This is a genomic window from Photorhabdus sp. P32 (assembly GCF_038085095.1).
GTDB classification, from domain to species: Bacteria; Pseudomonadota; Gammaproteobacteria; order Enterobacterales; family Enterobacteriaceae; genus Photorhabdus; species Photorhabdus luminescens.
On record NZ_JAZGJN010000203.1, the window covers coordinates 1 to 19414 of the forward strand.

Sequence of the window (19414 nt, forward strand, 5' to 3'; positions counted from 1 at the left end):
TCGGATGACGGGCGGTGTCACGCTCAATATCTAGCGCCTCAACCAGTTGTTCAAACGGCATGTCCTGATAGGTTTTGGCTTCCGTCACCCGCTGATGGGTCTGTTTAATCAATTCTTCCACACTGACGGTTTGTTGAAGTTGTAGCCTTAAGGTCAGTGAGTTGACCAACATCCCGATTAGGGATTGGGTTTGGACATGGTGGCGGTTATCCGTCGGCGTCCCCAGAACGATATCGTTTTGCCCGGACAATTTTGCCAGCGTGATATAAAAGGCACTGAGCAACACGGTGTACAGGGTGGTTTCCTGTGCTTTTGCCAGGCTCCTCAACTGTTCAGACAGCCGGGTGTCCAGCACAAACTTGAAATCCCGTCCCTGATAATTCACTCGTGTGGGTCTGGGATAATCGGTGGGTAAGACCAGTGATTCATAACCAGCCAGCGCCTGCCGCCAGTAAGCCAGCTGGCGTTCACGGACGTCGCCCTGTAAATAGCTCCGTTGCCAGGCGGCGTAATCGCCATAGGTAATCTCCAGCGGAGGAAGCTGGCTGTTATGGCCTTCCTGCAAGGAGTGGTAAATCTCCGCCAGTTCAGCCATAAAGATATCGATTGACCAGCCGTCAATGGCGATGTGGTGCCATAGCATTAATAAGTAGTGCCGGTCAGACACCGGATAGTGGCGCAGGCGCAGGCTGGGTTCTGCGGTCAAATCAAACGGGGTGGCTATTTCAGCCCGAACGGTGTTTAACAGCGTGTCAGTATTTTCACAGGGCAGAGACTGGATAACCAAATTCTTGTCCAGCTTCTGCGGGTAAATTTGTCCATCATCATCGTTGCGATACACCATCTTCATGACAGCATGGCGTTCAGCCAGCCGGTTAATGGCGGTTTCCAACCGGGGCAGACAGGCATCATTGTCCAGCTGAACCAGATAAGGGATATGGTAGGTATCGGAACCTTGTTCAAACTGCTCGATAAATAGCATCCGCTCCTGGGCAAACGATAAGGGATAGCGCTCCTGCGCCAGATGAGGGATAACCGTATAAGTCTGCTGTTCCATCTGGGTTGCCAGGCTCGCGATAGTTTTCAGCGTAAACAACTGCGCCAGTGAGACTTCGGTTGCCAGCATGCGGCGGATGGCGGCGGTCAGCTTAATTGCCGTCAGGGAGTTGCCCCCGATGCGGAAGAAATTATCCTCAATGCCCACCCGCTCCAGACCTAACACTTCCTGCCAAATGGCACACAGTTGGGTTTCCAGTGCATTGCCGGGCGCCACGTATTCCTCTTTATTTCCCCAGACCGGTTCCGGCAATGACCGTCGATCCACTTTGCCGTTCAGGGTTAGAGGAACGGACTCAATGCGGGTAAAGCTGGCTGGCGCCATATAATCCGGCAGGTGGGAAGATAAGTGCCTGACGAGTTCATCGTCTGAGAGTTCCCCTTCCGTCACCAGATACGCCGCCAGTGCTTTATTACCCTCATATTCGCGATCAATCACCACCGCCTGTTTTACCTGTGGGTGCAAAGCGAGTGCAGTTTCAATTTCTCCTAGCTCAATGCGGTAACCGCGGATTGTGACCTGAAAATCATTGCGCCCCAGATATTCCAGATTGCCATCCGGCTGCCAGCGCACCAAATCGCCGGTTTTATACAGGCGGGTGTAACCACGTTGTTTATCTTCATTTGTGGCAAATGGATTCTCTACAAAACGCTCGGCCGTCAATTCAGGCCGGTTTAAATATCCTCGTGCTAGCCCAGCGCCTCCGATGTAAAGCTCTCCGGGGGCGCCAATAGGTACAAGATTCCCAGAATGATTCAAGATATAGGCATACATGTCATTTAATGGCCGTCCAATGCAAGATACTGCTGTGGCGTCGTCTTGGGTTAATTTCTTGTAGGTAACATGTACGGTTGTTTCGGTTATTCCATACATATTGATGAGCGTGGGAGATTGATCGCCATAATGATTCCACCAAGGTTTCAATTGAACCGGATTCAGTTTATCTCCACCAAAAATCACGTAGCGAAGATGGGGAAATTCGGCGCCAATATTCAATGACGTATCAATAAAGGCATAAAATGCCCCAGGAGTCTGGTTTAATACAGTAACTTTCTGATCTGAACAGAGGCGACTGAATCTGCCAAAATCCTTCGTACATTCTACTGTTGGAATAATCAGACGTCCGCCATAAAGCAATGCGCCCCATAATTCCCAGACACTGAAATCAAATGTGTAAGCATGGTACAGCACCCAGGTATCATTTTGATCAAATTGATAATATCCCTGAGTGGTTGCGAATAAACGCACAACATTATGGTGTGTCTGCAACACGCCTTTCGGTTGTCCGGTTGTGCCTGAGGTATAGATAACGTATGCCAGATCTGTGGCTCCGTTGACGGGGACCGGATTCTCTGTCGACAGATTTTCTGTCACTGTCCGATCATCCGCAGCTATTAATGCTGGCTGTTTAGTCTGTGTCTGCGTATATTCCCTCAGTGTTGTCAGATATCGCTGTTGAGTCAACACACAGGGGGATGCGGTATCTTCTAAAATAAACCGGACCCGCTCCGGCGGATATTCCGGGGAAATGGGTACATAGGCTCCCCCGGCTTTCAGCACTGCCAGAATGCTGATTACCATTTCCAGACTACGATCCAGATACAAAGCTACCAGTGTATCGGCTGGCATGGGTTTATTGCGCTGCTGTTGATACTGTTCGCGGATCACTGCTGCCAGCTGGTTAGCCCGTTTGTTTAGCTGGCGATAAGTCAGTGTTTTCCCTTCAAACACCAATGCCGTATTGTCCGGTCTGGTTGCTGCCTGAGTCTCAAATTGCTGCTGAAGAGTACGGTCTTGCGGATAGAATATATCGAGCTGGTTCCAGGTATGCAGTAATGTATGGCGCTCCTGTTTTAGTAAAATAGGTAATTCACTGACTAATGATGCAGGGTTGTTGAGTAAGGTAATAAATAGGTTTTGTAATCGTTCAAGTATTCTATTGACATCCTGCTCACTAAAATATTTCCGCAGATAATCTATCGTTATTTTTAGTTCCTGAGCATATCCATAGTCTTTTAATCTAAAGACGATAGGATAAATATTAAATTCCCCACTTATATGATAGTGCTGATTTTCGGTAACTTCGAGATCTGACTCAGAAAAACGTTCATAGAAAATAGATATATTGGGTAAAGAGAGCTTATGTTTATGAGCGATTCGAGCAAGGTGAGATTGAGGAAATTTACCGTGGTAATAACTCTTTTTTAGTGCGGATTCTGTTAATTTAATCTGTTCAATCACACTAGCCGCATGGGAAATATGACAGTGCGCCGGATACATATTTGCATGCATCCCAACAACATATTTTTCTGATTTTCCCTCTCTTCCATGTGTGATTGTGTTAAAAACTAGCTCTTGTTGTCCTGTAAGCTCAGCCATAATAATGCTGACCAGACTCGAAAAAATGAAAAGCAGATTAGTTTTGTATTCTTTACAAAAAGTACGCAAATCTTCTTTAATTGGCAGAGGTAATATTAACGTACAATGATCACTGCCTGTATTTTGATAGCAAGGTGTTAATTGATGTATTGCTTTTTGTTTCAGAAAATCAAACCAATAACTCTTATCTTTTTCATACTGAGTGCTATTGAGATATTTTCTCGACTTGATTATTGTAGTTAAATATTGTGGAATTTCTGACAACCATGCGGTAGATGTTCCATCTTCAAGACATTTGTATAATTTATGGACATATTCATGAAGTCGATATAATCCGACACCATCAATCATAATGTGATGAAATTTAGTGAAAAAGTAGTATTTTTCATTATCTAAGCGAATTAGTGTAACTTGATATGGAGTTTCCTTTAAATAATCGATAGGAATACCGACTTGTTGCTTCATCCAAAGATATGCTTTCTTTTCAGGATCAAGCTGCATCGAAACGTCGTAGCACTTGATTAATTCTGGCGTACTCTGATTTTGAATATATTGAATAGCTTCATTATTAGAATTAATTGATATACGTAAACGTAACATATCAATGTGTTGATATAGTAAATTACACACTTTCTGCAAAATAACTATATCAACATTGTTTTCTATCAATGTATACCAGCCGAGACTGTGTATTGGACTATTCTCATAAAGCATTTGTTCGTAAAACACATCTTCCTGAGAAGGATGAAGACTATATAAGTTCGAATCCGATGAACCCTCAGATGTTCTCATAGTAAATTATACGAATGTATTCCGCCTGCAAGTTATTTGTAGGGTATAGTATGAATGAGTAGATTTCATTACTTGCCTGGCTTTAAATTATTTATGTTTCAGTCTTAATTTAATAGACATTGGCATAATCTATCATAGTGCCACTACAGATAATCTTGCAATCTTTCAACACTCTTCCTCATGAAAAAATAGTTAATATAGTATTTATTGGCTAATGATTCACTTTCTATTAATTTCCTATATACTTAAGATTACATATTTGTCACCAACCTTATTTTTATTAAATTTACTTGCGGAAATTATTATTATCTTTATGTATCATACTATAATCATGATTTTTTGCGGTGCAATAATGATTGTCATTTGAATTGATGTCTGTATTGTATAACAAGCTTTTTAATCAGGGCAAGATCGCTAATATTTTTTAACCACAAATAAAGAATAAATCAATTTATTCGAAGAAATAGCAGTGATTTTATACTCTCTTTTTGAGAGCAGATACTATGTACTTTGAGAGAGAACCCGTAAAAACTTTTCTCAGTGACCAAATTGAATAAAATACAGACACTGTAATTCCTGACAAGGTAATGCCGTCATTTTCTCCTGTATCTGTAGAACCGCATGCACCGCAGCGATAAGCTGATATGTCGATGCCCGCTTTTCCACTGCTGAATTTCGTAATGCTCCAGTCAACATTCTCCTTTCGCCTCCTCAAAATTACACTTAATTTCCCGGCGACAACCCGCTATCTGAACCAGCGTATTGAGGACTGCCTGCTCTTGCTTCTTACTCCAGCTGCGACGAACCACTAGAAAAACCTTTCCTTCCTTAAATCATATTTTTGTAAAATTAATGTAAATAATTTGTGATTGTAAACACAAAAATAAGAAAAATATTCTTCCTGGATAATTGGGAAGAAATAATATTAACAAATTGATTCATAAGAAAATAAAAATAATAAACCCATAAATATGTTATTTAAGCTAATGGTTTGGCCTATTGAATATACATGTATATACAACTATACATTTAACAAATATCCGAAGACAAAAGGCAAAAGGAGCCAGACCGTGACCGCCCAAAATAGTAAATTTCGTAATGTCGGTATCCGGGCGCCCAGAGGAACACAATTAACAGCCAAAAGTTGGTTAACCGAAGCTCCTCTGCGCATGTTAATGAATAATCTTGATCCAGAAGTTGCTGAAAACCCACATGAACTGGTGGTGTATGGCGGTATTGGCCGGGCTGCCAGAGATTGGGAATGTTATGACAAGATTGTTGAAACATTGAAAAAGCTGGAAGACGATGAAACGTTGTTAATCCAATCGGGCAAGCCAGTTGGGGTATTTAAAACCCATAGCAATGCTCCACGAGTACTTATTGCAAATTCGAATTTGGTGCCGCACTGGGCTACTTGGGAACACTTCAACGAGTTGGATGTTAAAGGGCTGGCTATGTACGGCCAAATGACGGCAGGTAGCTGGATTTACATTGGTAGTCAGGGGATTGTTCAAGGCACCTATGAAACATTTGTGGAAGCTGGCCGCCAGCATTATAACGGTAATTTACAGGGCCGTTGGGTGTTAACTGCTGGTTTGGGTGGTATGGGGGGAGCACAACCGCTGGCTGCAACATTGGCCGGAGCATGTTCGCTAAATATTGAATGTCAGCAAAGCAGGATTGATTTCCGCCTGCGTACTGGTTATGTCGATGAACAAGCGGAAGATCTGGACGATGCGCTGGCTCGGATCGAAAAATATACTCAGGAAGGTAAAGCCATCTCTATCGCACTGTGCGGTAATGCGGCTGAAATCTTGCCTGAATTAGTCCGTCGTGGAGTACGCCCGGATTTGGTCACTGACCAGACAAGCGCACATGATCCTCTCAACGGCTATCTGCCGAAAAACTGGAGTTGGGAAGAATATCGCCAGCGTGCTGTTTCAGCGCCGGAAGAGGTTATCAAAGCAGCAAAATCTTCAATGATGGAACATGTTAAGGCGATGTTGATTTTCCAGCAGCAAGGCATTCCTGTTTTTGATTACGGCAACAATATTCGCCAAATGGCATATGAAGTCGGTGTAGAAGATGCTTTCGATTTTCCCGGTTTTGTTCCTGCCTATATTCGCCCGTTGTTTTGCCGTGGTATTGGGCCCTTCCGCTGGGTAGCGCTTTCCGGTGATCCACAGGATATCTATAAGACTGATGCCAAAGTCAAAGAATTGCTCCCCGATGATCAACATTTGCATCACTGGCTGGATATGGCAAGGGAACGCATCAGCTTTCAGGGTTTACCTGCCCGTATCTGCTGGGTTGGTTTAGGGCAACGAGCCAAGCTAGGGTTGGCTTTTAACGAAATGGTACGCAGTGGCGAACTTTCTGCGCCAATTGTTATTGGTCGTGACCATCTGGATTCCGGTTCTGTCGCGAGTCCAAACCGCGAAACCGAATCTATGTGTGATGGCTCTGACGCCGTTTCGGATTGGCCGTTGCTAAATGCCTTACTGAATACTGCCAGCGGTGCGACTTGGGTTTCTCTGCATCATGGCGGTGGCGTCGGCATGGGTTTCTCACAACATGCCGGTATGGTGATTGTTTGTGATGGAACCGACGAAGCCGCAGAGCGTATAGCTCGGGTGCTGCATAACGATCCGGCTACAGGGGTTATGCGTCATGCTGATGCAGGTTATGAAATCGCTATCCATTGTGCCAAAGAGCAAGGATTAGACTTGCCGATGCTTAATACAAAATAAGGGACGTTATGAAGCAACTAACTATTTATCCAGGAAAATTGACCCTTGATGAACTACGTCAGGTTTATCTACAACCGATGAAAATCACTCTGGATAGTCAGATTTTTCCTGCTATTGAACACAGTGTGGAGTGTGTTAATGCGATTCTTGCTGAAAATCGCACTGCCTATGGCATTAATACCGGGTTCGGACTATTAGCCAGTACACGGATTGAAGAAGACGATTTAGAAAAACTACAGCGTTCGCTGGTTGTCTCTCATGCTGCTGGGGTCGGTGAAGCGTTGGACGATAATATGACCCGGTTGATCATGGTATTGAAGATTAACAGTCTTTCCCGTGGTTACTCCGGCATTCGTCTTGCAGTTATTCAGGCATTAATCGCGTTAGTCAATGCGGAAATTTATCCTCATATTCCTTGTAAAGGATCGGTGGGGGCTTCTGGTGATTTAGCGCCATTGGCACATATGAGCCTGTTATTACTCGGGGAAGGGCAAGCGCGTTATCAGGGCGAATGGTTGTCAGCCAAAGAAGCGTTAGCAAAGGCCAATTTACAACCCATTACATTAGCGGCTAAAGAAGGTTTAGCGCTGCTCAATGGAACCCAAGTATCTACTGCTTTTGCGTTACGTGGGTTGTTTGAGGCAGAAGATCTGCTGGCGGCAGCGATAGTTTGTGGTTCTTTATCCGTAGAGGCGGCGTTGGGTTCCCGCAAACCATTTGATGCCCGTGTACATGCGGTACGGGGGCAACAGGGGCAGATCGATGTTGCCGCATTGTATCGTCATGTATTAGAAGAGAATAGCGAACTATCAGATTCTCATATCAATTGTCCCAAGGTACAGGACCCTTATTCATTACGTTGTCAGCCACAAGTTATGGGCGCTTGCCTGACTCAGTTGCGCCATGCTGCTGATGTTATTCTGACTGAAGCTAATGCCGTATCTGATAACCCATTGGTGTTTGCTGAACAGGGAGAAGTGATTTCCGGTGGTAACTTCCATGCTGAACCTGTTGCAATGGCATCTGATAATTTGGCTCTGGTCTTGGCAGAGATAGGCGCATTGTCAGAACGACGTATTGCGTTGTTGATGGATTCACATATGTCACAGCTTCCGCCTTTTCTGGTTGAGAATGGGGGGGTGAATTCAGGTTTTATGATTGCACAGGTGACGGCAGCGGCGCTTGCCAGTGAAAATAAAGCGTTGGCGCACCCGGCGAGTGTTGACAGTTTACCGACTTCGGCCAATCAGGAAGATCATGTATCAATGGCGCCGGCTGCTGGGCGTCGTTTATGGGAAATGGCAGAAAATACCCGCGGTATTTTGGCAATTGAATGGTTATCTGCCTGTCAGGGAATCGATTTCCGCAATGGCCTGAAAAGCAGTCCGATTCTGGAAAAAGCGCGGGGTATCCTGCGAGCGAAAGTAGATTATTACGATCAGGATCGTTTCTTTGCGCCTGATATTGATGCTGCTGTGAAATTATTAGCTGAGCAACATCTCTCCTCATTACTTCCTTCTGGACAGATATTACAGAGTAAAAATAACCGTTAAATAAACCGATGGCCGGCGCCTGACCGGCCTGATTGTCACATCTATCTTTCTCATAAAACCCAATAATAAAAGATAAGAGGGTAAATTATGCAAGCCTCATTACAACTAGAGCGAGGACTCAACGCACGCCATATCCGGTTTATGGCGTTGGGTTCTGCGATTGGTACAGGTCTTTTTTATGGTTCTGCTGAAGCAATAAACATGGCCGGTCCGGCGGTATTATTAGCTTATTTAGTGGGCGGCGCTGCTGTCTTTATGGTTATGCGCGCTTTAGGAGAAATGGCGGTCCACAGGCCGGATGCCGGCTCTTTCGCCAGTTACGCTCATCAATATTTAGGCCCGTTACCCGGATTTATTACTGGCTGGACTTATACTTTCGAAATGATCATCGTTTGTCTGGCGGATGTGACGGCTTTTGGCATTTATATGGGGCTATGGTACCCGGAAGTGCCGCGTTGGATATGGGTACTCAGCATTATTTTCATTATTGGCGCACTCAATCTTTGCAAAGTCAAAGTATTTGGCGAAATGGAATTCTGGTTATCGATTCTGAAAGTGGCGGCGATCAGCGCCATGATTATTGCCGGAACAGGTATTATTCTGTTTGGTTTTAGCGGCCATTTTCAGGCAACGGGAGTTCAAAATCTGTGGCGACACGGTGGGTTTATGCCGAATGGGTTGGGTGGCATTATTGAGTCTCTGGCTGTGGTGATGTTTGCTTTCGGTGGCATTGAAATCATCGGTATTACATCCAGCGAGGCTAAAAATCCGGCGAAAGTGATCCCGCAAGCGATTAACTCTATTCCGTTTCGTATTCTTCTGTTTTATGTACTCACTATTTTTGTATTAATGGCAATTTACCCTTGGAATAGCATCGGTCAAGAAGGTAGTCCATTTGTCGCAATATTTCAGGGGTTAGGCATTGGTTCGGCGGCCAATATTCTGAATATTGTCGTTATTACGGCGGCAATTTCGGCCATTAACAGCGATATTTTTGGCGCCGGTCGTATGATGTACGGTATGGCTGAAAAAGGATTAGCTCATAAAAAATTTATGCATTTAAGCCGTAACGGGGTGCCTTGGGTGACGATTATGGTTATGACGCTGGCATTATTGTGTGCAGTGGTTCTCAATTATTTGCTCCCTAAACAGGTATTCGTCATTGTTGCTTCAATTGCGACTTTTGCCACCGTGTGGGTCTGGTTAATGATTTTGCTCTCTCAATTTGCTATGCGTAGAAAAATGTCGCCGGAAGAAGTCCAGAAATTACAATTCCCAGTACCGATGTGGCCTGTTGCGCCGATTCTGACCATCGTGTTTATGATATTTGTTATTGCTGTTCTCAGTTACTTTCCGCAGACACGAATTGCGTTCTATGTGGGAGGAGTATGGATCATGCTGTTAACATCCGCCTATTATTTATGGATACGAAAAAATGTCATTATTGTGAGCGCTCAATCAGCCAGAGAAACACGGTGTTAAATATGTAGAAACCAAACCGTCTTGTTGCTGAATAAGACGGTTTGTGTTGAAGATTAATTAAAAATCTGCAATAAAACATTTGTGCCGCCTTGTTTAATTGTCATTTCTTAATTCACTGTTCGCTGAACATTATCGCTTAAAATTCTATGTCATTAGCCTGATATAAAGCTGATTTGTTTCAATGATCGTGGCAAACTAGCAGGCTAATGAATTTGCAGGGCTGGAGGTGATTTTGGACAAGATTTTTATCGATGAGGCAGTAGCTGAGTTATATACCATTCAGGATATGTTGCGCTGGTCTGTTAGCCGGTTTAATGCGGCGAATATTTATTACGGGCACGGTACAGATAATCCCTGGGATGAGGCGCTGCAACTGGTTCTTCCATCACTGTTTTTGCCGCTGGATATCCCACAAGAGATGCTAACCACGCGACTGACATCGACTGAACGTCATCGTATTGTCGAACGAGTACTGCGCCGTATTAATGAGCGTATTCCCGTTGCTTATTTGACTAACAGAGCTTGGTTTTGTGGTCATGAATTTTATGTTGATGAACGGGTTTTGGTTCCCCGTTCACCGATTGGTGAATTAATTAATAATGAATTTGCAGGATTGATCCCTGACCCGCCCGCCAATATTCTTGATCTCTGCACGGGTAGTGGTTGTATTGCCATTGCTTGTGCATATGTTTTCCCGAAAGCAGAAATAGATGCGGTGGATATTTCCGCAGATGTGCTGGCTGTAACTGAACAGAATATTCAGAATCACAGCCTTGATCACCGGGTCATTCCGATTCGTTCTGATCTATTCCGCGATATGCCGCCGGTTAAGTACGATCTTATTGTCACAAATCCGCCTTATGTCGATGCCGAGGATATGAGCGACTTGCCGGAAGAATTTCGCCGTGAGCCTGAATTAGGTTTGGCGGCGGGTTCAGATGGTTTGAAACTGGCCCGCCGTATTCTGGCGACTGCTCCAGATTTTCTCACTGAACGAGGCGTATTGATTTGTGAAGTTGGCAACAGTATGGTGCATTTGATTGAACAATATCCTGATGTGCCATTTACCTGGTTGGAATTTGAATATGGCGGTGACGGCGTATTTATGTTGACACGCCAACAGTTGGTTGAACATCACGAACATTTTCGCTTATTCAAAGATTGAATAATTGCATAGACTGTAGCTGCGGTAATAATGCAAAACGGGCAGAGTCAAATATAAAGAACGATTAACAGGAAGGAATTGGGATGGCGGGAAATAGTATCGGGCAATTTTTCCGGGTCACCACTTTTGGCGAATCTCACGGTTTGGCGTTGGGATGTATTGTCGATGGTGTGCCGCCGGGCATTGCAATCACAGAAGCCGATTTGCAAGTTGATTTAGACAGGCGTCGTCCGGGAACTTCCCGTTATACAACGCAGCGCCGTGAGCCGGATCAGGTTCGCATTCTTTCGGGGGTATTTGAAGGGGTAACTACTGGCGCCAGTATCGGTTTACTCATTGAAAATACTGACCAGCGTTCGCAGGACTACAGCGCTATTAAAGATGTATTTCGTCCAGGCCATGCTGATTACACTTATGAACAAAAATACGGTATCCGCGACTATCGTGGCGGGGGCCGCTCTTCTGCACGCGAAACGGCGATGCGTGTTGCCGCAGGTGCAATAGCGAAAAAATATTTGTTGGATAAATATGGTATTCGTGTCCGTGCCTGTTTGACCCAGATGGGAAATATCCATTGCCAATTGAAAGATTGGGAACAGGTGGAACAAAACCCATTTTTCAGTCCGGATGAAACTAAACTTGAACAGCTTGATGCTTTGATGCGTGAACTGAAAAAAGCGGGGGATTCTATTGGCGCGAAAGTGACGGTTGTCGCGGAGAATGTTCCGGCTGGTTTGGGAGAACCGGTTTTCGACCGTCTTGATGCTGATATTGCTCATGCGCTGATGAGTATTAACGCAGTAAAAGGTGTCGAAATGGGTGATGGTTTCGGTGTTATTAATTTACGTGGCAGCGAAAACAGGGACGAAATGACAGCTCGGGGATTCACCAGTAATCATGCGGGAGGAATTCTGGGGGGTATTAGCAGCAGTCAGCCAATTATTGCTCATATTGCGTTGAAGCCAACTTCCAGCATTATGGTGCCGGGTAAAACGATTAACCGTCAGGGTGAAGAGGTGGAAATGGTCACTCGTGGCCGCCATGATCCTTGTGTTGGTATCCGTGCTGTACCGATTGCAGAAGCTATGATGGCGATTGTGCTGATGGATCACCTATTACGCCAGAGGGCGCAGTGTGCTGATGTTGAATCCAGCCTTCCTCGCTGGTGAATTTGAGAATGAAGCTAGCCTTGAAAATCCCAGAGACTGAAATGGGTGGCTTAATGCTGATAAGCGGTTTCTTTTGATGGGATGAAATATGGACTGGTTATTGTCATTAGGTGCGGAAGTTTACCTTCTGCTCTTTCTGGTTGCAGTGATGGCTGGATTTATTGACTCAATTTCTGGCGGCGGCGGTTTACTAACTATCCCGGCACTGTTATCCGTTGGTGTTTCGCCGGTGCAGGCGTTAGCGACAAACAAGTTGCAGGCAGTGGGAGGTTCCTTCTCTGCCAGCCTCTATTTTGTTCGTTATGGTGAGGTTGATCTCAAATCTCAACGCTTTGCCATACTGATGACATTACTTGGTTCAATGGCTGGTGCGATTATTGTCCAGTTTATAAAGCCGGATTTTCTCTGCCAGCTATTACCGGTTCTGGTTATTATCATTGGTCTTTATTTCCTTCTAACGCCAGCCATTGGTATGGAAGATCGCCATCGTCGCCTGACGCCTGTGGTATTTGCCTTGCTTATCGGGAGTGGGCTTGGTTTATATGATGGTATATTTGGCCCCGGTGTTGGCTCATTTTATGCGTTGGCTTATGTCTTATTGTGCGGCTATAACCTGGCGAAATCCACTGCGCATGCTAAGGTACTGAACTTTGCTTCTAATATAGGTTCACTGGCGCTTTTTATCCTTGGCGGTCAAGTTTTGTGGGTATTGGGCCTTGTGATGTTGGTAGGACAGGTGATTGGCGCACGGTTAGGCGCAAGTTTAGTTTTGACTCACGGGCAAAAACTGATTCGCCCTATGATTGTCATCATCTCTTTTTTGATGAGTATTAAGTTACTGAATGATAATCACGGCGATACGATCCGTAGCTGGTTGGCATTTTATTTCTGATTCAGGATTTTGTTTTTAATTCATGATAACGCATAACTATCAACAACTTATTGATATTTTTAATCGCTGTTTCGGTGATGAATACAACACCCATTTAGTCAAAGGCGATAACGAACCTATTTACCTGCCGGCAGATGAAGAAGTTCCCTATAACCGGATTGTGTTTGCTCATGGTTTCTATGCTAGCGCATTACATGAAATTGCGCATTGGTGCATTGCGGGTAAAGAGCGCCGTAAACTAGTGGATTTTGGTTACTGGTATTGCCCAGATGGGCGTGATGCACAGACGCAAAATAAATTTGAAAAAGTAGAAATTAAACCACAGGCACTTGATTGGTTGTTTTGTACTGCGGCAGGTTTTCCGTTTAATGTCAGTTGTGACAACCTTGAAGGGGATTTTGAGCCTGACAGATTAGCTTTTCAGCGTAAAGTTCATGCTCAGATCATGGACTATTTGGCGCAGGGGATACCTGCGAGAGCGGAGTGCTTTATTCAGGGGTTGCACTCGTTCTACAATACGCCTCCATTGAAAGCGGAACATTTTCCCTATCCGGAAGATATATTCGCAGATTAAATACTGAATTTTGAGGAAAGAAAAATAATGCTCGCTGAGTTTGAAACGCGTATTTTGGCGCAAATTGATGACATGGTAGATCATGCCAGTGATGATGAATTGTTTGCTGGTGGTTATCTTCGCGGGCATCTCACTTTAGCGGTAGCAGAATTGGAGCAGGAAGGTGCGCATACGGCTGAACAGCTTCATAACCGTGTTGAAGAAAGTATCCAAGATGCGATTAAAGCGGGAGAATTGGCGCCGCCGGATCAGGTTCTTGTTCTTAATACCTGGCAGCGCCTATTGGATAATGCTAAAACTCAATAATTTTATTAAAGGGCAGAAAATGAACTGTGCTACCAAAATTCATATGAATATCTAACGCTTGGCGGTGCAGTTCATCAGAATCAGAGACTCAATAGCGATTTTTATTCTTTCTGTGTTTTATTTTTCGTTGCTTTTATCCCGTTTGATGGTGGCCATTGCTGTGAGGTGTGTAGTACCCGTAGGATAACCACCGTGTGGGTTGTTTCGGAATACACCACTACATAGTTGGATCGGACAACCATCTCCCGCGTGCCGGGAATGCGGCCTAGTCGATAAAGTTGCGGGTGTTCCGGTAGTGTTGCCACTTTATTCTCTATTTCGTTTTTTAACTGTTGAGCTACATGGGGATTATCGTCAGATATGTAATCAATAATTGTCAACAAATCAGCTCTAGCTGTTTCCCTCCATTCAAGAGTTAGCACGAAGTTTCCTTTCAATTAATTCTTGAGCTTCATCCATTACTTGCTGATGTGGGACTGGTTGGCGCGTGTCGTCGAGCGCTTCTTGCACTTTAGCGAAAAACCAAGCGTCGTAAGTTTCCGTATCAGCGGTGAAACCAGCGGGTAATGCACCATCTCTAGCGACACGGGTTAGTAGGATGCGTACAGCATCAGATATAGTTAGGCCTAAATTAGCGAGCGTTTTTGTCGCATCAGCCTTGAGTTTGTCGTCTACACGAACGTGCAGCATTGATGTTTGAGCAGCCATTTTTTTATCCTCCGCTTATCAGATTTCATTATGTATCTCATTTGAGAGCTATGTGCAAGAGTTAGGATATACTAAATTTACACTATCAAAATTCATATGAATATCTAACGCTTGGCGGTGCAGTTCCTTAATGGCTTTTCAATTTACGGCCTTTTAGTAGTTTTCTGATCCAGAAACGGTTTGGGTGAAGAGCTGCCAGGGTTTGATTATCCAGAGGTAATGGCTCATCAAAGATCTGCCCTGCAAGGATTTCTGCGCTGAGTGGCGCAGAACATAATCCACGGGAACCTAATGCCCCGATAACAAACAGATTGGAATAACAGGGTGCATCTGCGATGGGGTTCCCTGTGCGGATTTTTTCTGGCAGATTTTGATAATCTGTCATTATTTTATTGAGATCCGGTACATTTCCCACCATTGGCATATGGTCACGAATAACGCAGCGAATACCTTGACGGGATTGTTTAGCAGAAATATCAACCTGATTTACCCATTCGGCATCAGGTAAACATTTCAGTAATCGATCTCGGTTCTCTTGTTGCTCTATTTCAGAATATTCACTATCAAGCCGATGACGCTGATAACTGGCGCCGATACAGTGGTGTTGATTGGCTGGATTAGCCGGTGTCATATAACCATCGTAGCAAAGTACATTTTGCAATTGGCTCAGATCAGTTGTGGTTGGGATGTGACTGACTTGACCGCGCACAGCAGTTACCGGCAGTTTCTCGGTTTGTTCAAACTGGGGTAGATGATGACCGTTAGCAATCACTACTGTTTTATGATGTGCGTTTAATGGTTGCCCTTGATGCATCAAATGCAGTTGCCAACCATGCTGGTTGTGATTAAGGGCAGTAACTTGATGATTGAAGTGACAGTGCATGCCTTGCTGTTGCGCTAATTCAGTTGCCGCGCTGGTGAGTTCCGCCGGGCATAGCCATCCGCCTTGCGGATAGTGAATACCTTGGTGATGAATGTCCAACCCACATTTTTCACTCAACTGGTGGCAGTTCATACCAATAGCAAATTCACTCGGCCATTCTGTTGCCAACATTTTCTCAATTTTCCTGCTACTTTTTTCATCATAAGCAAGCTGGCTGACACCACACCATTGATGGTCGAAATCAATTCCCTGCGCTGATAACTGCTCATACTGGCGGCGAGCGAAGGTAAATGCAGAGATAAAGAATTTTTCGAGTCCGTTATTGCTACCGTTTAGTAGTGGGTAAAGTGCTCCCTGGCGATTACCGGATGCACCTTGTGCCGGGGCTGCATCTTGACAATAAAGAGTCACCTGCGCTCCTCGACGCAATAGCGCAAGCGCGGTGAGAATACTGGCAATCCCGCCGCCGATAATAGCGATATCATTGGCATGGCTTGCTGATGGCCGGGCAAACCAAGGTTCAGGTAATGGCTGATACTTCTGAGTTGCCAGAACCCCAGTCAGCATTTCTCTTTTGCGGCCAAATCCTTTGACTTTACTGACATCAAAACCGGCTTGTTGTAAACCACGACGGACGATACCCGCAGAAGTAAAGGTTGCAAAAGTGCCTTCTGGGTGAGCAAATCGCCCCATTGCAGCAAACAACTGTTCACTCCACATTTGTGGGTTTTTGGCAGGAGCAAAGCCATCTAAAAACCAGGCATCTATTTTGCCGTGAAGACTGGAATCCATTGTTGGTAACAGATCATTGACATCACCAAACCATAAATCCAGCGTGACAGCGCCGTTTGCCATAATCAATCGGTGGCAGGCTGCCAGTGGTTGAGGCCATTGCTGACAAAGTTGCTGTGAAAAAATTTCAAGCTCAGGCCAGCGTTGATGAGCAGCTTTTAAGTCATTGGTTTTCAGTGGATACTTCTCAAAACTAATGAAATGTAGACGTTTCAATGGCGCATCAGGATTTTGCTGGCGAAATGCATCAAATGATTGCCAGAGCGTCAGAAAATTCAATCCGGTTCCGAAGCCGGTTTCTGCAATGACACAGTGAGAACGGGAGTGGGTGCTGAATCGTTGGGGGAAGCGGTTGCCATTCAGGAATACATAACGGGTTTCTTCCAACCCATCCTGATTTGAGAAATAAACGTCATCAAACTGTGTTGAAACTGGAGTACCTTGATCATTCCAACTTAAGGTTGCGGTACAAATAGCAGAATTTTTCACGGTAATGCCTGCAATATTACTGATAATAATGCGATTTTAACGAGGTTGGGGTTGATGTACCACCTGACAGAAGAAAAGAGTGGAAAAGTGCTGATTTGAACAGCAGCCAGCACCTGTATTTGGACAAGTGCTGGACATTATTTTCACTATATCAACAATCATTCTGTTCAGCTCTTTGCCAGGTGGCCGGCGGCTAAACATAAAAGCCCTGCGGCAACTCCTTCAGTCCAGCGACGGCGACGATCGCTGAATGAACCTTTTTGCCCCATGCTAGCGATGATGACACCGATTAATCCGTAAATGAGAGCACAGGTAGTAATGAAGATTGCTGAAAGAATGATGGATTGGAGCGTGTAGTTGCTGTCCGCAGTGATGAAGTTTGGCAGAATAGCAAAGTAGACCAACAATCCTTTGGGGTTTAGAAAGCTGGTTAGGAAACCTTTGGTCAGCGAGGTTTTGGCTGATGAGGACGAGAAAATAATTTTGCCGGGGCGCATGGCTGAACGAAACATCTGGATCGCTAAATAGGCTAAGTAGACAACACCAACCCAACGTATCACTTCGAACAGAGTTGGTGAGGTTGCCACAATAGCTGTAACGCCCAGAGCGCCAAGAATGCCATGTAGACAGTAGCCAGAGATGATCCCTGCATTGGCACGTAGGGCTGCTCTTTTCCCGGCTGATAGACCTTGAGATGCCACAAACATGATATCGGGCCCAGGGGTACAGATTAACGGCAGTACAGTTGCAGCGAAAATTAAAAAGTTCTCTAATTGCATGATTTTTTCTCCATAAAGTTTAACAAGAATGTCAATGACTGGATTAGAGCAAGTAAGTTGGCAGGCTAGACGCTATAATCAATCCATAAGAAGATAACTATTGGTATTTTAAGCTAATTTTTATGATATTTTGTGTCTATTTTTTTATTTTTACTATTAGTATTGAAATTCGTATGATAAATTTTTTATTTTAATGGAATTGAGTGCCAATGAAATTAGATAATATTGATAAACGTATTCTTCGTGCCTTACAACGTGACGGTCGGCTACAGAATGTCGAATTAGCTAAGAAGGTTGGTTTATCGCCATCGCCTTGCTTGCGGCGTGTACGGTTATTGGAAGAAGCCGGAATTATTAAGCGCTATGTCGCTGTTCTTGATGGCTCAAAGATCGGAGCTGGTCTTTCATTGTTTGCCCGGATTTGGCTCAAAGCTCAGGATGCAGAGACAATTCAGCGTTTCACGGATGCTATTCAAGAAATGCCTGAAATTGTGGAATGCCACTTAATGGCAGGGGAATGTGATGCGCTTTTGAGAATCGTTACTGAGGATCTCCACTCTTATCGTCGTTTCCATGCTGAACATCTAACCCGGATAGACAGTATTCAAAGTGTTAAGACGGAGGTACCGATGGAAACGGCAAAACTTACTCATATGTTGCCGATATGAGTTACTCATCTTTCTCTATGTGTACCTGAACGGAATGTTGACTTTGGCAAAGGGGATTACTGAGGAGATATTTGCTTTGGTATGGAACGTTTCTGTTTCATAAAACTGCACCTTAATCAGTTAATGTCTAACATTTGGGGTGCAGTTCAAAATAACGAGGGTTGGTATTTATAAATGAATATGGAATTCACATAATTTTTTAAATTCTTTTGATTGCCTCTCTTTTAAGTGTGAGGAAATCGTATTAATCATTGATATCACTTTACGCTTGGCTGCTTCTTTATCACCGCCATTATGATTTACTTCTTCAATATAGGATGAGCATAACTTACAAAATTCAATTACTCTCTTTTCAAGGGTATTTGAATATTTGTCGATAAAATCATAATGGCGGTAATTATTAGCCCGTTTTAAGTAATCTGAATTTTGCATAGGTATGAATACTTCCTCTGAATTGAATCCGGTAATTTCCTTAGTATTACTTCTGTATATAGATTCTAATAATCGCTGATTCTTACTGGATATAATCATAATGAGTCCATAAAGCGTGATGAATGCACCGATTAGGATATGATTTTGTTGTGAAGAAATTGGCTCTATATTGTTAAATTTGTTGCTATATTGTGATAAAATATTTGTCTCCATATTAAAAGCCACTAGGATCCATATGATACCAACGCTCAGTAGAAGATAACCAAGTCCTCTCATTATTAACCCCCATTAGGATTATTGGGTAAAGTTACTTAGGTCTTACAAGGAACCGACCATTTGCAATATGACATAGCATAATTACCATTACTTTTTGTGTGAATAATGGCTTTATCGGTTGATAAAGTCAGAAAATTTTCTGTTCTAAAACATTTGTTACTGTAAGTTTAGGTATTTTACGTAATTCAGTCAGTAATATAACATAGGGATTGATTTATTTCATGAAAATTTTATTCATCCTTATTATTCTCAGTTATTAAATTTGTTT

At 43.9% G+C, this 19414-nt stretch carries 16 protein-coding genes; 9 read left to right on the forward strand and 7 right to left on the reverse strand.

Annotated features, from left to right (window positions below):
* Window positions 1-4165, reverse strand: a 4165-nt coding sequence (locus V2H77_RS03630; RefSeq protein ID WP_341497719.1) for an amino acid adenylation domain-containing protein, incomplete at its 3' end; no start/stop codon positions are given.
* A 600-nt stretch (window positions 4166-4765) separates the two neighbouring features.
* A complete protein-coding gene (locus tag V2H77_RS03635; protein ID WP_341497720.1) occupies window positions 4766-4924 on the reverse strand; it encodes a hypothetical protein in 159 nt (52 codons plus the stop codon).
* Between the two features lie 374 nt (window positions 4925-5298).
* Between V2H77_RS03635 and hutU the strand changes: the two genes are divergently transcribed.
* From hutU to V2H77_RS03675, 8 genes are all read left to right on the forward strand, one after another.
* The gene (gene hutU, locus V2H77_RS03640; RefSeq protein WP_341497721.1) at window positions 5299-6978 is read left to right on the forward strand and encodes a urocanate hydratase; all 1680 of its coding nucleotides are present in this window, start codon (window positions 5299-5301) and stop codon (window positions 6976-6978) included.
* Between the two features lie 8 nt (window positions 6979-6986).
* Window positions 6987-8531 (forward strand): histidine ammonia-lyase, encoded by a 1545-nt coding sequence (hutH, locus tag V2H77_RS03645; RefSeq protein WP_341497722.1) that lies wholly within the window; start codon window positions 6987-6989, stop codon window positions 8529-8531.
* Between the two features lie 87 nt (window positions 8532-8618).
* Window positions 8619-10013 (forward strand): amino acid permease, encoded by a 1395-nt coding sequence (locus tag V2H77_RS03650; RefSeq protein ID WP_341497723.1) that lies wholly within the window; start codon window positions 8619-8621, stop codon window positions 10011-10013.
* Between the two features lie 232 nt (window positions 10014-10245).
* Window positions 10246-11178 carry a 50S ribosomal protein L3 N(5)-glutamine methyltransferase gene (gene prmB / locus V2H77_RS03655; RefSeq protein WP_341497724.1) on the forward strand — a complete coding sequence of 311 codons (933 nt, stop codon included), beginning with the start codon at window positions 10246-10248 and terminating at the stop codon, window positions 11176-11178.
* An 83-nt stretch (window positions 11179-11261) separates the two neighbouring features.
* Window positions 11262-12347, forward strand: a complete 1086-nt coding sequence (gene aroC, locus V2H77_RS03660) for a chorismate synthase (RefSeq protein WP_265378585.1) — start codon at window positions 11262-11264, stop codon at window positions 12345-12347.
* A gap of 88 nt (window positions 12348-12435) precedes the next feature.
* Complete coding sequence (locus tag V2H77_RS03665; protein ID WP_265378584.1) at window positions 12436-13239, forward strand: sulfite exporter TauE/SafE family protein; 804 nt, start codon at window positions 12436-12438, stop codon at window positions 13237-13239.
* Window positions 13240-13261: 22 nt separating this feature from the next.
* Entirely contained in the window at window positions 13262-13813 is a 552-nt protein-coding gene (locus V2H77_RS03670) for an elongation factor P hydroxylase (protein ID WP_139656300.1), read from the forward strand.
* 27 nt (window positions 13814-13840) lie between these two features.
* The gene (locus V2H77_RS03675; protein ID WP_341497725.1) at window positions 13841-14119 is read left to right on the forward strand and encodes a YfcL family protein; all 279 of its coding nucleotides are present in this window, start codon (window positions 13841-13843) and stop codon (window positions 14117-14119) included.
* Between the two features lie 101 nt (window positions 14120-14220).
* Here V2H77_RS03675 and V2H77_RS03680 read toward each other — a convergent pair whose 3' ends face one another.
* The 4 genes from V2H77_RS03680 to V2H77_RS03695 all read right to left on the reverse strand — a co-directional run bounded on the left by V2H77_RS03680 (window position 14221) and on the right by V2H77_RS03695 (window position 17770).
* Window positions 14221-14541: a type II toxin-antitoxin system RelE/ParE family toxin gene (locus V2H77_RS03680; protein WP_341497726.1), complete on the reverse strand. Its 321-nt coding sequence runs from the start codon at window positions 14539-14541 to the stop codon at window positions 14221-14223.
* Window positions 14528-14809 (reverse strand): type II toxin-antitoxin system RelB/DinJ family antitoxin, encoded by a 282-nt coding sequence (locus V2H77_RS03685; protein WP_445935456.1) that lies wholly within the window; start codon window positions 14807-14809, stop codon window positions 14528-14530. The genes V2H77_RS03680 and V2H77_RS03685 overlap by 14 nt, the downstream gene beginning before the upstream one ends.
* A 145-nt stretch (window positions 14810-14954) precedes the next feature.
* Complete coding sequence (mnmC, locus tag V2H77_RS03690; protein ID WP_341497728.1) at window positions 14955-16991, reverse strand: bifunctional tRNA (5-methylaminomethyl-2-thiouridine)(34)-methyltransferase MnmD/FAD-dependent 5-carboxymethylaminomethyl-2-thiouridine(34) oxidoreductase MnmC; 2037 nt, start codon at window positions 16989-16991, stop codon at window positions 14955-14957.
* Window positions 16992-17158: 167 nt separating this feature from the next.
* Window positions 17159-17770, reverse strand: a complete 612-nt coding sequence (locus V2H77_RS03695; protein ID WP_341497729.1) for a LysE family translocator — start codon at window positions 17768-17770, stop codon at window positions 17159-17161.
* A 209-nt stretch (window positions 17771-17979) separates the two neighbouring features.
* Here V2H77_RS03695 and V2H77_RS03700 point away from each other — a divergent pair, with 209 nt between their 5' ends.
* Window positions 17980-18438 (forward strand): Lrp/AsnC family transcriptional regulator, encoded by a 459-nt coding sequence (locus tag V2H77_RS03700; RefSeq protein ID WP_283258168.1) that lies wholly within the window; start codon window positions 17980-17982, stop codon window positions 18436-18438.
* 168 nt (window positions 18439-18606) lie between these two features.
* Here V2H77_RS03700 and V2H77_RS03705 read toward each other — a convergent pair whose 3' ends face one another.
* A complete protein-coding gene (locus V2H77_RS03705) occupies window positions 18607-19146 on the reverse strand; it encodes a hypothetical protein (protein ID WP_265514263.1) in 540 nt (179 codons plus the stop codon).
* Window positions 19147-19414: the final 268 nt, after the last annotated feature.

Bases quoted from the DNA above. Each gene is read 5' to 3' on its own strand.
- V2H77_RS03670 (WP_139656300.1), top strand. From the start codon at position 13,262: ATGATAACGCATAACTATCAACAACTTATTGATATTTTTAATCGCTGT.
- V2H77_RS03650 (WP_341497723.1), top strand. From the start codon at position 8,619: ATGCAAGCCTCATTACAACTAGAGCGAGGACTCAACGCACGCCATATC.
- V2H77_RS03705 (WP_265514263.1), bottom strand. From the start codon at position 19,146: ATGAGAGGACTTGGTTATCTTCTACTGAGCGTTGGTATCATATGGATC.
- V2H77_RS03635 (WP_341497720.1), bottom strand. From the start codon at position 4,924: ATGTTGACTGGAGCATTACGAAATTCAGCAGTGGAAAAGCGGGCATCG.
- V2H77_RS03700 (WP_283258168.1), top strand. From the start codon at position 17,980: ATGAAATTAGATAATATTGATAAACGTATTCTTCGTGCCTTACAACGT.
- aroC (WP_265378585.1), top strand. From the start codon at position 11,262: ATGGCGGGAAATAGTATCGGGCAATTTTTCCGGGTCACCACTTTTGGC.
- hutH (WP_341497722.1), top strand. From the start codon at position 6,987: ATGAAGCAACTAACTATTTATCCAGGAAAATTGACCCTTGATGAACTA.
- V2H77_RS03695 (WP_341497729.1), bottom strand. From the start codon at position 17,770: ATGCAATTAGAGAACTTTTTAATTTTCGCTGCAACTGTACTGCCGTTA.
- V2H77_RS03675 (WP_341497725.1), top strand. From the start codon at position 13,841: ATGCTCGCTGAGTTTGAAACGCGTATTTTGGCGCAAATTGATGACATG.
- V2H77_RS03665 (WP_265378584.1), top strand. From the start codon at position 12,436: ATGGACTGGTTATTGTCATTAGGTGCGGAAGTTTACCTTCTGCTCTTT.
- V2H77_RS03685 (WP_445935456.1), bottom strand. From the start codon at position 14,809: ATGCTGCACGTTCGTGTAGACGACAAACTCAAGGCTGATGCGACAAAA.